This window comes from Providencia sp. LY12 (genome assembly GCF_057621555.1).
On record NZ_CM172594.1, the window covers coordinates 2,812,408 to 2,826,970 of the forward strand.

A 14,563-nucleotide genomic window follows, 5' to 3' on the forward strand; every position below is an offset into this window, starting at 1 on the left:
TGCGATGATTGAGCTTAGTGTGTAATCCGCAATAATAAGTATGCGCATTAATTGAATACATAATTTAACAGAATGTAACACCAACACCTATCAGACAAAACGGAAAAAACAGCATGAAAAAATAAAGACGCGGAGAAGTCCGGTCTTTATTTTGAGTAAGGAGAGAATTAGGTATTTTTGATGGGAATACTGTCGCGCAAGAAGCTGCCTAAGCGGCGTTGATAAAATGGTGCAACGTGCTGGGTAATAAAGTGGCTTAACCCTTTTTCGTCTTCATTAACAATGCAAAAATCAATGGATTCATCCTCATCAATATATTCGCATGCGGTTGCACCCGCTTCTTGAATAATTTCATCGATATTTTCTGCGCCTGGAACAAATTCCAACGCTATCATCAAAATATCATCAAATTGTTCATCTTCCACTTCTTGGACCGAAACAATAAACGCGCGTCGTACAACTTTATGTTGTTTAAAAAACTCACTGAGCGCCGCTGTCAATTCTTCAGGTTCTTGTTCGAGAACGCTTAATTTTAATGAAGAACCTTCTGGTACCGTGAGTTCAGTAAACTGAACATCAGATTGCGAGTCTGTTGTTAGGTTTTGGGATTGTTGCGTCATTCAATATCCTCTACAACCAAAAATAATATCGTCTAAATTCAAAAACCATTCATGTTAAAGAAAAAATCGCAGGCTGCATTGACTGCACCACTGCGATTTCATTATAACTCGAATTATTTTGATTTTTTGAGAAGTAAGTTGGCTAATGTTCTCACACCAATACCGGTTGCCCCTTCAGCCCATAAGCTCACTGGCGATTTACGGTAAGTTGCTGAACAATCGATATGTACCCAGTTTTGACGATAATTTTCAACAAAGTGAGACAAAAAGGCTGCCGCAGTGCTTGCACCCGCAGTATGCGAAGGCGCTGCAATATTGTTCAGATCAGCAAAACCAGAAGGCAGTTGTTGACGGTGGAATTCAGCTAATGGTAAGCGCCAGAATAACTCGAACTCTTCATCTGATGCTGACATTAATTCTGCCACTAATTTGTCATCAAAGCTCAGTACCGAGTGGTAGTCATTACCCACAGCTGTTTTCGCAGCCCCAGTTAAGGTTGCCGCATCGATTAATAACGTTGGTTTCTCTTTGCTTGCATCAATTAAACCATCCGCTAAGACTAAACGCCCTTCAGCATCTGTGTTCATGATTTCAACAGATTTGCCATTACGATAACGGATAATATCCCCTAATTTAAAGGCATTGCCGCTAACCATGTTGTCTGCAATACACAGGAATAATTTTACGCGTTTGTTTAAACCACGCGTGATCGCCAGCGCTAAAGAACCCACTAATGTTGCTGCGCCGCCCATATCTGCTTTCATTGAGTTCATTGAAGCAGATGGCTTAATGCTATAACCCCCTGAATCGAAGGTAATGCCTTTACCGACTAAACAGGCGAATACTGGCGCTTTCTCATCTTTGCCTGGGTTGTAATCCAATGCCAGCAATACTGGAGGACGGCTAGACCCACGACCCACAGTATGAATACCTGCATAACCTTGTTCTAGTAAGTCATCGCCTTTGACAATGCGGTAGCTGATATCTTGAGCGCCCACTTTGCACAGTAAATCGATTGAACGTTGAGCCAGTTGCTCTGGACCTAATTCTTCTGCTGGCGCATTGATAATATCGCGAACCCAATCAATGGTATTGATGCGCTGTTCTAATTCTTTGCGATCCGCTTCTTGCAATGCTGGCCATTCGATAGTTCTCGCCCCTTTTGGTGCGCGGAAACCTTGCCAAAATGCCCAACTTTTTTCTAAGTCCCAACCTTCGCCCGTTAATGAAACATTGCGAATGCCTTGGCTATCTAACTTACGACCAGCACTTTGTACAGCACACAGCTTACCCGGATGCTTAAGGTGGATAGTCATGCCTTTATCGTTTGAACTTAATAGAGCTCCTTCACCCCAGCATGGAGCTGCTGGTTCGCATGTAATCATGACTGGCATAATTTGTTTGGTCATTATTCTTCTCACTTTATCCACTAAGTTGATTGTTGCGGGATCTTGAATTTAGCTTATCACTTTCTGCTATCAATCTTTACTAATTCGCCAACTATACCCTAAAAATGGCAACGTTATTGAGTTTAGTTTCTATCAGACTAATAGGTTCTTTTGAACCATTTTAATTTCTTATGCAGTCTGTTACAGACGAAAAAAAACCGGATGCAACCTATTCAGTGCTATCCGGTTTTTTATCCACGAAACTTATTCGTATTCGTCCAGCCAGACTAATAGAATAGCTTCGAGGATTTTTTCGTTAGATTTTTGAGGGTCATCCTCAAAATCTTCTAAGTCGCAGATCCATTGATGCATATCCGTGAAACGCACGGTTTTTGGGTCTGTATCCGGGTAAGCATCATAGAGCGCTTCACCGATTTCACGACTGTTTGTCCATTTTAGGCTCATAGCTAACTCATTCTCTAGCATGGTTGATAGTATATTTCGGAAGATCGACAACGAGGTCTTCATCCGCAACACGTGCCTGACAGCTTAGACGACTTTCTGGCTCTAGGCCCCAGGCTTTATCTAGCATGTCATCTTCGAGTTCGCTGCTTTCTTCGAGAGAGTCAAAGCCTTCACGAACAATGCAGTGACAGGTTGTACATGCACAGGATTTTTCGCAGGCATGGTCGATTTCAATTCCATTGCGCAGTGCTACGTCTAAAATAGATTCGCCCTCTTGTGCTTCGACTACAGCACCTTCCGGACATAACGTACTATGAGGTAAAAAAACGATTTTAGGCATAATTATATCTCATCCACAGAATGGCCTGACAGCGCCTGACGAATAGATGCATCCATTCGGCGAGCGGCAAATTCTTGGGATTTCTTATCCAGTTGTTTAATTGCATTTTCAATAACAGTAGGGTCTGTACCTTCTACTGCTTGGATTAACTCATTGACCGCATTATCAATTTCTGACTCTTCGGTTGGAGTCAGTAAATGTGCATCTTGCTCTAATGCGCTCGTTAAACTTTCAAGCACTCTTGCCGCTTCAACTTTTTGCTCCGCTAGGCGGCGCGCATTTAAATCATCTTGCGCGTTAGTCATTGAATCTTTAATCATGGTTGAAATTTCGGTGTCAGTTAAACCGTAGGATGGCTTAACTTGAATCGATGCGGCAACACCCGTGGATTTTTCCATGGCACTCACACTGAGTAAACCATCTGCATCCACTTGGAATGTGACACGAATATGTGCGCCACCTGCCGCCATTGGCGGAATGTCACGTAGCGTAAAGCGCGCTAATGAACGGCAATCCGAAACCATTTCACGCTCACCTTGTACAACGTGAACGCTCATGGCGGTTTGTCCATCTTTAAATGTTGTGAACTCTTGCGCACGGGCGACAGGGATGGTGGTATTTCGTGGGATCACTTTTTCCACCAAACCGCCCATGGTTTCCAAACCTAATGATAGCGGGATAACATCCAATAGCAGCATGTCGCTGTCTGGTTTATTACCCACTAAAATATCCGCTTGAATTGCAGCGCCGATAGCCACGACTTTATCTGGGTCGATGGAGGTTAATGGTGTACGACCAAAAAACTCCCCCACTTTTTCACGAACTAATGGTACGCGAGTCGAACCGCCGACCATTACCACATTTAAGACATCGTCATTTTCTACGCCGGCATCTTTTAAGGCACGACGGCACGCCATCAGTGTACGTTTGATGTGGGTTTCAATCAGCGATTCAAACGTTTCACGGCTCACTGTACCCTGCCAATTTGGCAAAGTGATTGTCGCGGAATCAGCGTCACTTAATGCGATTTTTGTTTCGGTGGCAATGTTCAATAATTGGCGCGTTAAATGGTGATCACCCTGAATGGAAAGCCCCGCTTGCTGTGCAATCCATTGCGCTAATACGTGGTCAAAATCATCGCCACCCAACGCCGTGTCACCACCTGTTGCCAACACTTCAAAGACACCGCGGCTCAGGCGTAAAATCGACACGTCAAATGTGCCGCCACCTAAATCATAAACGGCGATAACCCCTTCTTGACCGGAATCTAAGCCATAAGCAATCGCGGCGGCAGTAGGTTCATTCAGTAAACGCAAAACATGCAAGCCCGCCAAACGAGCGGCATCTTTGGTGCCTTGACGCTGGGCATCGTCGAAGTAAGCTGGAACCGTGATCACCACGCCATCCATTTCACCGCCAAGAGTTTGCTCTGCGCGTTTTGCCAACGTTTTTAAAATGTCAGCAGAAACTTGAATAGGATCCACTTGCCCTGCTGCCGTTTGAATAAATGGTAAACCATTTTCGCTAGCAGTTAGCTGATAAGGTAAATCCGGATAACGTTTTTGAATATCCGCTAATGAACGCCCCATCATGCGTTTCACCGAAATCACGGTGTTGACAGGATCTTGTTCGGATAACTGTTTCGCTTCCCAACCCACAATGCGGTTATCTGCTTGATAATTAACTACAGAAGGAAGCAAATAGCGCCCTTTTTCATCGGGCAATGCAGCTGCTTCACCACTACGAACAGTGGCAATCAGAGAGTGTGTTGTACCAAGATCGATCCCTGCCGCCAACTTGCGTTGGTGCGGCGCGGCGGTCATTCCTGGTTCGCTAATTTGTAATAAAGACATAATCGTTTTCTCTTAAAAGTCGTCTAGTAACCGTTCTTCGAGTTGCTCAGCTTGTTGCTGTAACTTATCGAGAAAACGCAATTTTCGGACGGTATCAGCGGCTTTTTCCCACTGCATCGCATCGAGTTCTGAAACCATCAAGGCACTGCGCGTCTGTTGCATTTGTTTGACATTTTTCATAAAGGCAGACACCCGCTCAAGAGCTTGCGGGCTATTTTCGATGTTATCTAACTCTTCGCGTAATTCGAGTTGCTCCATCAGAAATGCAGTGTCATGCATGGTATGTTGTTCGTTATTTATATCAAAACCATGTAGTAACAGCATATATTCCGCACGTTTCAGCGGATGACGAAGGGATTGATATGCCGCATTGATAGTTGCAGCATGTTGTAGTGCTTGCATTTTTTCCTGTTCTGAACAGGTTGCAAAGCGATCGGGATGATATTGTCGCTGTAATTCTTGAAAACGATGTGTAAGTTGCTCACTATCAATCGCGTAATTAGGGGTTAGCCCAAAAAGAGTAAAGTAATCCATAAGTGCTCAGTTTCTCGAACCGGGTACCAATGTAGCTAAGCTTAGCTAAAGATCATGTGGTCATTAACGCCACGTTAGTTACATTGGTCAAAGTCATGCTCATTTGAAGACATTATACGTGAAAACTTTCACCGCATCCGCATTCACTGTTAACGTTAGGGTTATTAAATTTAAACCCTTCGTTTAAGCCTTCTTTTACGAAATCCAGCTCAGTGCCGTCTAAATAAACCATGCTTTTGCCATCAACGATGACCTTAACACCCTTGTCTTCAAAAACGGTGTCTTCTTCATTAATTACATCAGCGAATTCAAGCACGTATGCCATTCCCGAGCAACCTGAAGTTCTTACACCCAAACGCAAGCCTTCGCCTTTACCACGATTATTCAAGAATGCTTGAATTCGTTGCGCTGCACTTTCAGTAAGAGAAATCGACATTGCAAACCTCACTTTAGAAACAAACAAGGCAGATGCTAGAAATTATTAGCATCCGCCTTCAAATCATCGGTACAACTCATTATATTTAAAGTTGCATAATAAATACACCTTTAATTAATTTGAGTTTATCTATCAGTCGTGGGCTGTCTATTTTTGTTGTTTATATGCTCTAAGGTACAGCCCTTACTTACTGATATTTATCTATTATTTGCCTTGGCGTTTGCTTTTGTAATCAGCAATAGCAGCTTTGATTGCATCTTCAGCCAGAATTGAGCAGTGAATTTTCACTGGCGGTAATTCTAACTCTTCTGCGATCGCTGTATTTTTGATTGACTCAGCTTCGTCTAAGCTTTTGCCTTTCATCCACTCAGTTACCAGTGAACTTGAAGCAATTGCAGAGCCGCAACCATAGGTTTTAAAGCGTGCATCTTCGATGATACCGTCATCATTTACTTTGATTTGTAACTTCATAACGTCACCACAAGCAGGTGCACCTACCATACCGCTACCCACACTTGGATCATTGTTATCAAATGAACCGACGTTACGTGGATTTTCATAATGATCGATAACTTTTTCGCTGTAAGCCATTTTTAAACTCCTGAAACTGTCTGATTAATGGTGAGACCATTCGATGCTGTTGAGATCTACGCCTGCTTTAAACATATCCCATAAAGGAGACAGCTCACGTAAGTGGCCGATCGCACCATGAATTTGTTTAATTGCATAGTCAATTTCTTCTTCAGTCGTAAAGCGACCGAAAGAGAAGCGAATTGAGCTATGAGCCAGTTCGTCATTCATACCTAAAGCACGCAGCACGTATGAAGGTTCTAAGCTTGCAGAAGTACATGCTGAACCTGAGGAAACTGCTAAATCTTTCAGCGACATCATTAATGACTCACCTTCAACATAGTTGAAGCTGACGTTCAGAATGTGCGGCGCACCATTTTCTAAGTCACCGTTCAGGTAAACTTCTTCGATATCTTTAATGCCGTTCCATAAACGTAAGCGTAAACCACGCAGACGTTCAGATTCTTGAGCCATTTCTTCTTTAGCGATACGGTAAGCTTCACCCATGCCCACGATTTGGTGAACAGGTAAAGTTCCTGAACGCATACCACGTTCATGACCACCACCGTGTTGCTGCGCTTCCAAACGAATACGTGGTTTACGACGAACATACAGTGCGCCGATACCCATTGGTCCGTACAGTTTGTGTGCAGAGAATGACATCAGGTCAACTTTTAGCGCAGACAGGTCGATAGGTAATTTACCGACGCTTTGGGTTGCATCAACGTGGAATACGATGCCACGGCTACGGCATAATTCGCCGATTGTAGCGATGTCCTGAACAATACCGATTTCGTTATTCACGTGCATGATTGACACTAAAATGGTGTCTTCGCGCATTGCCGCTTCTAACTCTTTCAGGTCAATTAAGCCGTTGCTTTGAGGTGCTAAGTAAGTCACTTCAAAACCTTCACGCTCTAATTGACGGCATGTATCCAGAACGGCTTTATGTTCTGTTTTACAAGTGATGACGTGCTTGCCTTTTTTCTGATAGAACTGGGCAGCACCTTTGATAGCTAAGTTATCAGATTCTGTTGCACCTGATGTGAAGACGATTTCGCGAGGATCCGCATTCACTAATTCAGCGATTTGATTACGAGCAATATCTACCGCCTCTTCAGCTTGCCAGCCGAAACGGTGTGAACGAGATGCTGGGTTACCAAAATTCCCATCCATTGTTAGACATTGCATCATTTTTTCAGCAACGCGCGGGTCGACAGGCGTAGTTGCTGAATAATCTAGATAAATCGGTAATTTCATTGCTCACATACTCCAAAGGACAAGACAACTTTGCCTTTAATTTTTTAATGACCCCAATGATGCAAGCCGCTATAGGCTGGGCTTTTTCACCATTTGGTGATCGACTGCAATTTATAATCTATTTTATATTAGGCACGAACATTGATAATGGATTCTGGCGTAATGCCGTTCGGCATTGTTTTACGCTTTTCATTATCTTGCCTATCAGCAACATCCAGAACTTCTTGGTTCTTAACCAGCTCATCAAGGCTGATGCTGCTAAGGAAACTGGTGATTCTATCGCTTAGGTCACGCCATAATGCGTGAGTTAAGCAGCGGTCGCCATTTTGACAACCTTCTTTATTACCCTGACAACGGGTTGCATCTACGGATTCATCAACCGCAGCAATTACTTCAGCAACAAAGATTTGGTCAGCATCACGCCCAAGCAGATAACCGCCACCAGGACCGCGAACACTAGAAACTAAATCGTTTTTACGTAAACGAGAGAAGAGTTGCTCAAGATAAGAGAGGGAAATTCCCTGACGTTCAGAAATGTCAGCTAAAGGTACTGGACCTGTCTGAGAGTGTAACGCGACATCTAGCATCGCAGTTACTGCGTAACGCCCTTTGGAAGTGAGTCTCATAACATAAATACTCCGTGGTAAAATATGCAGCAATTGTGACATACCTGAGTAATTTGGTCAACTATTTACCTGACTAATTTACTCAAGTATTATGCTCACTTTACCACGGCATTAACCTCATTTTTTCGCCCATTTTTCCATTGATGTCAAAATGCCGCGAAGAATGTGCAACTCTTGGGTTTCAACATGGGCACGGGTAAATAAACGTCGCAGTTTATTCATAATTAACCCCGGGTGTGCCTTGCGAATAAAGCCCGATTCATTCAACACGTTTTCAAGATGAACATAGAAACGTTCTAAATCTTCAGCTGGTGGATATTCTACCTCATCATCGGTCGATGTTTGCGTATTTTTTTCAGCAATTGCCAAATGCGCCATGCGAATCTCGTAGCTAACTAGTTGAACCGCCATTGCCAAATTCAACGAGCCGTATTCTGGATTGGTCGGAATATACAAATGGTAATTACATTTTTGTAATTCTTCGTTGGTTAAACCGACACGCTCACGACCAAAAACAATCGCGACGGGTGACTCTTTTGATTGTTCAACAGACTTCACACCACATTCACGAGGCTCGACCATTGGCCAAGAAAGTGTACGAGAACGGGCGCTGGTACCAATGACTAATTTGCACCCTTCTAATGCTTCATCGAGAGATTTTACGATTTTTGCATTACCAATCACATCACTTGCTCCCGCAGATAATGCGATAGCATGGGAATCAGGTTCGACGAGTGGATTAACTAAATAGAGATTTGAAAGCCCCATGGTTTTCATTGCGCGAGCCGTTGAGCCCATATTGCCAGTGTGTGAGGTTTCAACAAGAACGATACGAATATTTTCTAGCATGGTTTATACGTTGTCATGAAAAATTAATCGCAAGAGTCTAACACAAAATTGCTTATTGTGACGAACATCTATATACTTTGCGTCTCTTGATTTTCGTTCTTTAACATCCCAGTGGAAAATACCCATGCATCCGATGCTTAACATCGCCATACGTGCTGCACGTAAGGCTGGTAATTACATAGCTAAAAACTATGAAGATCCTCAGAACGTAACAGTAACCCAAAAGGGTGCTAACGATTTCGTCACTAACGTTGACCGTGACGCTGAACAAATCATCGTTGATATTATTCGTAAATCTTACCCAGACCACACTATCATCACTGAAGAAAGTGGTGAGTTATTAGGTAAAGATGAAGATATTCAATGGGTAATTGATCCACTGGATGGCACCACAAACTTCACAAAACGTTTCCCTCACTTCTCAGTTTCTATCGCTGTACGCGTAAAAGGCCGTACAGAGGTTGCTGCTGTCTATGACCCAATGCGTAACGAATTATTTACTGCGGTACGTGGTCAAGGCGCTCAAATGAACGGCTACCGTTTACGTATGGCTGAGAAGCGCGACCTTGAAGGCGCAGTTGTCGCAACTGGCTTCCCATTCAAACACAAGCAACACGCATCTATCTACATGAACATCATGGGTAAAATGTTTGACCAGTGTGCAGATTTCCGCCGCACAGGTTCAGCAGCTCTGGATTTATGTTACGTGGCAGCAGGTCGCGTTGATGCCTACTTCGAAATCGGTTTAAAACCATGGGATTTCTTAGGCGGTGAACTGATCATGCGTGAAGCTGGCGGGATCATGACTGACTTCGTAGGCGGTCATAACTATTTAGCATCTGGCAACTTAGTTGCAGGTAGCCCACGCGTTGTTCGCGATATTCTGGCTGCTATGAAAGATGAATTATCTGAAGCATTAAAACGTTAATTTAACCCTCGTTAAATTTGCTAAAAGGGCGCTAGTGAAAACTAAGCGCCCTTTTTATTATTGCGTTACGACAACTTCAGTCTAAGACTGAGCCGTCACTTTTGGTCGAATAAACAGCGCAGGCACAGCCAAGAGCGCCATCAAATAAAACACGACGCCATGTTGTTCAGGCATACGTTCATAAATATAACCGACCATAATCGTGATCACCGCAAGCCCTCCCCCAGTCGCTAATGCAGAATAAGCGCCTTGTAGCGGAATGATTTCATTTTCTTTACGCGCACTAATAAAGCGCATTGCCGCTAAGTGGCAAACGGTGAAGGTTCCGCTATGTAAGATTTGAACAATAATTAAGACTGGTAATGCAGTAAATGCCCCCATCATTCCCCAGCGGATAATCCCACAAACTGCGGATAATAAGAGTAAATTACGAGCACTCCAACGTCGGAATAATCGATGGCTCAGCATAAATACGATCACTTCTGCCACTACACCCAGCGACCATAAATTACCGATCACTAAATCGGAATAACCCGCTTCTTTCCAGAACAGCGAGGCAAATCCATAATAAGCGGCGTGCGCACCTTGTAATAAAGTTACACAGATTAAAAACAACAGCACATTTTTATCTGCAATCAGCTGTTTAAATGAGACCTTATTTGCCCCATCTACTTTTGCCACACCCGCGGGCATAATTGCCGGTTTTAGCATCGCCCCCAGTAATAGGGCAGCGCAGCTGATCACCAGCGCTACCATGATAGAGATATGTCCCCACACACCAGCGAAATAGCCCATCGACGATGAGCCAATAATAAAGGCGATGGAGCCCCAAACGCGGATTTTGCCGTAATCAAACGTAAATTGTTTCTGCCATGTTCCTGCCAGTGAATCACCTAATGGCACCATAGGGGCAAAAAAGAGGTTAAACCCTATCATGACAAACATCAGCCAAGCCCAATGGGAGCCGAACGAAAATCCAATGGAGAATATAAGGGAAAGCGCCGCCAGTAATCGTAATGCATTGATCAGCTTGGAAGGCTCTTTGACTTGGGGGGTGATAAACATCGCACCAAGAAAACGCGCCGCAAGCCCGATACCTAACAACAGCCCTATCATTTCTGCATCTATTCCCTCACCTTGTAGCCACACTGACCAAAATGGTAGGAAAATACTGTAAGCAAAAAAGTAGGTAAAATAATCAATCGCTAGCCAACGCGTTGATGGAATAACCATCACTCCTCCCTTATTTTCATATCACCCTCTCTATGAAGGGGTTTACAACTGACAACAAAAAACCCGCTTTTACAAGTGTAGAAGCGGGTTTATCATGCTAATTCAGCTTACTTTATGGGCATATTGCCATTATGCATAAACTGGGTATTTTTTGCAGATAGCTAATACTTTCTGTTTAACAGCTTCAATGGTCGCTTCGTCATTGAGGTTATCCAGAATATCACACATCCAGCCAGCTAGCTCGCGTGCATCTGCTTCATTGAAGCCACGACGTGTAATTGCAGGAGAACCAATACGTACACCAGAAGTCACAAACGGGCTCTTCGGATCGTTAGGTACGCTGTTTTTGTTTACTGTAATGTTTGCGCGACCCAGTGCAGCATCAGCGTCTTTACCCGTGATATCTTTGTCAACTAAGTCAACTAAGAACAGGTGGTTTTCAGTACCGCCAGATACCACTTTAAAGCCGCGTTTTTGGAAAACTTCAACCATTGCTTTCGCATTTTTAGCGACTTGCTGTTGGTAAGTCTTGAACGCTGGCTCCATCGCTTCTTTCAGTGCTACCGCTTTACCTGCGATAACGTGCATCAGAGGACCGCCTTGAGAACCTGGGAATACCGCAGAGTTCAGACGCTTGTACAGGTCTTCGTCGCCACCTTTGGCTAAAATCAGACCACCGCGTGGACCCGCTAATGTTTTATGGGTTGTTGTAGTAACTACGTGAGCATGTGGAACTGGGTTAGGATAAACACCCGCGGCAACTAGACCCGCAACGTGAGCCATATCAACGAACAGGTAAGCACCGATGCTGTCAGCGATTTCACGCATTTTAGCCCAATCAACCACACCTGAGTATGCGGAGAAGCCGCCAATGATCATTTTTGGTTGATGTTTTTTCGCTTGAGCCGCGATATCGTCGTAATCAATTTTACCGCTTTCATCGATACCGTAAGGAACGATGTTATACAGTTTACCGGAGAAGTTTACTGGGGAACCGTGAGTTAAGTGACCGCCGTGTGCAAGGTTCATACCTAATACTGTGTCGCCTGGTTGCAGCAGCGCCATATAGACGGCAGCGTTAGCTTGTGAACCTGAGTGTGGCTGTACGTTTGCGTAGTCAGCACCAAATAACTCTTTTGCGCGGTCGATAGCTAATTGCTCAACCACATCAACGAATTCACAACCACCATAATAACGTTTAGTTGGATAACCTTCCGCATACTTATTGGTCAGCTGAGAGCCTTGAGCCTGCATAACTCGTGGGCTGGTATAGTTTTCAGAAGCAATTAATTCAATATGTTCTTCTTGACGTTGTACTTCTTTTTCCATTGCTTCCCACAGTTGTGGGTCGTAATCTGCAATATTCATTTCACGCTTTAACATTCGCTTCTCCTGCCTCAGCAATTCAATAAGGTAACAATCAATTCAACTTAATGACTGACAGTGTAAACTCTTTTTCGTCGTTGAGATAGCCCCTAAGAAAAAATATACGCAAACGATTGCATTAATTTTTTTGCTTTCAGATACCTTTAAACAACACAAAATATAATAGCGCACATTTCAATAATACCGAGACGAATATCTAACTTTGCTAGCTACCTCTAATTTTGCGGTGAATTCCCCCACTTTTTGATGCGTTAATTATTTACATTTCCCGCTAAATATTATAAGTTGCATACAAAATGCATGTTTATAAATTCATAATATTATGAAAATAATTCAGGAGTACCTGTATGCTTGATCAACAAACTATCGCCACAATTAAATCCACCATCCCTGCCATCGCAGCAACTGGCCCTAAATTAACCGCTCACTTTTATGACAGAATGTTTAAACAACATCCTGAACTGAAAGATATTTTCAATATGAGAAATCAAACGAATGGCGATCAGCGTGAAGCCCTATTCAACGCCATTTGCGCCTATGCCATCCATATTGAAACCCCTGAAGCATTAATTGGTGCAGTGGAAAAAATTGCGCAAAAACATGCCAGCTTAAATATCAAACCAGAGCATTACCCGATTGTTGGGGAAAATCTGCTCGCTGCGATTGATGAGCTACTGAGCCCAGGTCAGGAAGTGTTGGACGCATGGGGAAGAGCTTATGGCGTACTGGCGGATATTTTCATTAACCGTGAAAACGCGATCTACCATGAAAATGCGGAAAAATCTGGCGGATGGGAAGGCTTACGTGAATTTAAAGTCACTAAAAAACAGCCTCAAAGTGCCGTTATCACCAGTTTTGAACTCACTCCGGTAGATGGTAAAGCTGTGGCCGATTATCGTCCAGGGCAATATATTACTGTATACCTGAATGAAAATAGTTTTGAAAATCAAGAGATTCGCCAGTATTCACTCACTACTGCGCCAAATGGGAAAACCTACCGTATTGCGGTAAAACGTGAAGAGCAAGGCATCGTTTCAGGCTTCTTACATCAAAATCTCAATGAAGGCGATATTGTTCGTTTAGCGCCACCTTGCGGTGACTTTTACCTTGATGTCGAACCGAAAACGCCAGTGACTTTAATCTCTGCTGGCGTCGGCTTAACACCAATGCTCAGCATGCTTAACCACCTCACTATGCACCAACATCAAGCACCTGTGAATTGGCTACACGCCGCTGAAAATGGGGATGTACACGCTTTTAATCAAGAAGTTAGCCAATTGATGTCACAACATACCCAAGGTCATTCGGCAGTCTGGTTTAACCAGCCAGCACCACAAGATAAACAGGGTGAAGATTACCAATACTGTGGATTACTGGATTTAACGCAAGTCAAAGAGAAAGTGCTTCAGCCAAATATGCAATTCTATTTCTGTGGACCTGTTGGCTTTATGCAGCATGTTGGAAAACAGCTAATTGAAATGGGTGTTACTGCCGATAACATTCATTATGAGTGTTTCGGTCCTCATAAAGTATTACCGTTAAATTAATTGCAGTTATTCATTATAGTGAATTGTTTTTAAAGATTTAGTTTATATAAATTTTTAATTTTTGCGGTAACGGACTCGCATATAAATATATTATCATCCCATGTAAGATATATTTATCCCGTTACCGCATTTTTCATTCTAGCTAACTCGCCAGCCTAAAAGCTAATCCGCCAACTAGAACAAAAATTAAATTGCTTCTTCGTCTTGCTCACCTGTACGAATACGAATGACGCGAGCAACGTCATACACAAAGATTTTCCCATCACCGATTTTGCCGGTTTGCGCCGTTTGCATAATGGTTTCTACACAGCTTTCAACAATATCATCCGGCACAACGATTTCAATTTTTACCTTTGGTAAAAAATCCACCATATATTCCGCACCACGATACAGTTCAGTGTGACCTTTTTGGCGACCAAAGCCTTTCACTTCAGTCACTGTCATGCCGGTGATCCCCACTTCAGCTAACGCTTCGCGCACATCATCAAGTTTGAATGGCTTTATAATTGCATCAATTTTTTTCATTTT

16 protein-coding genes are annotated in these 14,563 nt (G+C 43.3%); 2 read left to right on the top strand and 14 right to left on the bottom strand.

The window, feature by feature from the left end:
- Nucleotides 1-167: 167 nt before the first annotated feature.
- The 11 genes from ACY3ZI_RS13360 to trmJ all read right to left on the bottom strand — a co-directional run bounded on the left by ACY3ZI_RS13360 (nucleotide 168) and on the right by trmJ (nucleotide 8,941).
- Nucleotides 168-620, bottom strand: coding sequence for an enhanced serine sensitivity protein SseB C-terminal domain-containing protein (locus tag ACY3ZI_RS13360; RefSeq protein WP_154602674.1), 453 nt, complete (start codon nucleotides 618-620; stop codon nucleotides 168-170).
- 113 nt (nucleotides 621-733) lie between these two features.
- Nucleotides 734-2,029 carry an aminopeptidase PepB gene (gene pepB / locus ACY3ZI_RS13365; protein ID WP_154602673.1) on the bottom strand — a complete coding sequence of 432 codons (1,296 nt, stop codon included), beginning with the start codon at nucleotides 2,027-2,029 and terminating at the stop codon, nucleotides 734-736.
- A gap of 243 nt (nucleotides 2,030-2,272) precedes the next feature.
- Nucleotides 2,273-2,473: a Fe-S cluster assembly protein IscX gene (iscX, locus tag ACY3ZI_RS13370; RefSeq protein WP_006661301.1), complete on the bottom strand. Its 201-nt coding sequence runs from the start codon at nucleotides 2,471-2,473 to the stop codon at nucleotides 2,273-2,275.
- A 7-nt stretch (nucleotides 2,474-2,480) separates the two neighbouring features.
- A complete protein-coding gene (fdx, locus tag ACY3ZI_RS13375; RefSeq protein WP_132495558.1) occupies nucleotides 2,481-2,813 on the bottom strand; it encodes an ISC system 2Fe-2S type ferredoxin in 333 nt (110 codons plus the stop codon).
- 2 nt (nucleotides 2,814-2,815) lie between these two features.
- A complete protein-coding gene (hscA, locus tag ACY3ZI_RS13380) occupies nucleotides 2,816-4,666 on the bottom strand; it encodes a Fe-S protein assembly chaperone HscA (protein WP_154633966.1) in 1,851 nt (616 codons plus the stop codon).
- A 12-nt stretch (nucleotides 4,667-4,678) separates the two neighbouring features.
- On the bottom strand, nucleotides 4,679-5,200 hold the full coding sequence (hscB, locus tag ACY3ZI_RS13385) for a co-chaperone HscB (RefSeq protein ID WP_036949485.1): 522 nt from the start codon (nucleotides 5,198-5,200) through the stop codon (nucleotides 4,679-4,681).
- Nucleotides 5,201-5,312: 112 nt separating this feature from the next.
- Entirely contained in the window at nucleotides 5,313-5,636 is a 324-nt protein-coding gene (gene iscA, locus ACY3ZI_RS13390) for an iron-sulfur cluster assembly protein IscA (RefSeq protein WP_154628970.1), read from the bottom strand.
- Between the two features lie 204 nt (nucleotides 5,637-5,840).
- A complete protein-coding gene (gene iscU, locus ACY3ZI_RS13395; protein WP_036949481.1) occupies nucleotides 5,841-6,227 on the bottom strand; it encodes a Fe-S cluster assembly scaffold IscU in 387 nt (128 codons plus the stop codon).
- A 24-nt stretch (nucleotides 6,228-6,251) separates the two neighbouring features.
- Entirely contained in the window at nucleotides 6,252-7,466 is a 1,215-nt protein-coding gene (locus tag ACY3ZI_RS13400) for an IscS subfamily cysteine desulfurase (protein WP_132495564.1), read from the bottom strand.
- A 128-nt stretch (nucleotides 7,467-7,594) separates the two neighbouring features.
- On the bottom strand, nucleotides 7,595-8,092 hold the full coding sequence (iscR, locus tag ACY3ZI_RS13405) for a Fe-S cluster assembly transcriptional regulator IscR (protein WP_036949477.1): 498 nt from the start codon (nucleotides 8,090-8,092) through the stop codon (nucleotides 7,595-7,597).
- A gap of 117 nt (nucleotides 8,093-8,209) precedes the next feature.
- Nucleotides 8,210-8,941, bottom strand: a complete 732-nt coding sequence (trmJ, locus tag ACY3ZI_RS13410; protein ID WP_211886152.1) for a tRNA (cytosine(32)/uridine(32)-2'-O)-methyltransferase TrmJ — start codon at nucleotides 8,939-8,941, stop codon at nucleotides 8,210-8,212.
- A gap of 124 nt (nucleotides 8,942-9,065) precedes the next feature.
- Here trmJ and suhB point away from each other — a divergent pair, with 124 nt between their 5' ends.
- The gene (suhB, locus tag ACY3ZI_RS13415; protein ID WP_211886153.1) at nucleotides 9,066-9,869 is read left to right on the top strand and encodes an inositol-1-monophosphatase; all 804 of its coding nucleotides are present in this window, start codon (nucleotides 9,066-9,068) and stop codon (nucleotides 9,867-9,869) included.
- 81 nt (nucleotides 9,870-9,950) lie between these two features.
- Here the strand turns inward: suhB and ACY3ZI_RS13420 are convergent, their stop codons facing one another.
- The gene (locus ACY3ZI_RS13420) at nucleotides 9,951-11,102 is read right to left on the bottom strand and encodes a 3-phenylpropionate MFS transporter (RefSeq protein WP_487375320.1); all 1,152 of its coding nucleotides are present in this window, start codon (nucleotides 11,100-11,102) and stop codon (nucleotides 9,951-9,953) included.
- A 129-nt stretch (nucleotides 11,103-11,231) separates the two neighbouring features.
- Entirely contained in the window at nucleotides 11,232-12,485 is a 1,254-nt protein-coding gene (gene glyA / locus ACY3ZI_RS13425) for a serine hydroxymethyltransferase (protein WP_036949469.1), read from the bottom strand.
- Nucleotides 12,486-12,835: 350 nt separating this feature from the next.
- On the opposite strand from glyA, the gene hmpA reads away from it, so the two are divergent.
- Nucleotides 12,836-14,035, top strand: coding sequence for an NO-inducible flavohemoprotein (hmpA, locus tag ACY3ZI_RS13430; protein ID WP_211886156.1), 1,200 nt, complete (start codon nucleotides 12,836-12,838; stop codon nucleotides 14,033-14,035).
- Between the two features lie 186 nt (nucleotides 14,036-14,221).
- Here the strand turns inward: hmpA and glnB are convergent, their stop codons facing one another.
- Complete coding sequence (gene glnB / locus ACY3ZI_RS13435; RefSeq protein WP_004921424.1) at nucleotides 14,222-14,560, bottom strand: nitrogen regulatory protein P-II; 339 nt, start codon at nucleotides 14,558-14,560, stop codon at nucleotides 14,222-14,224.
- Nucleotides 14,561-14,563: the final 3 nt, after the last annotated feature.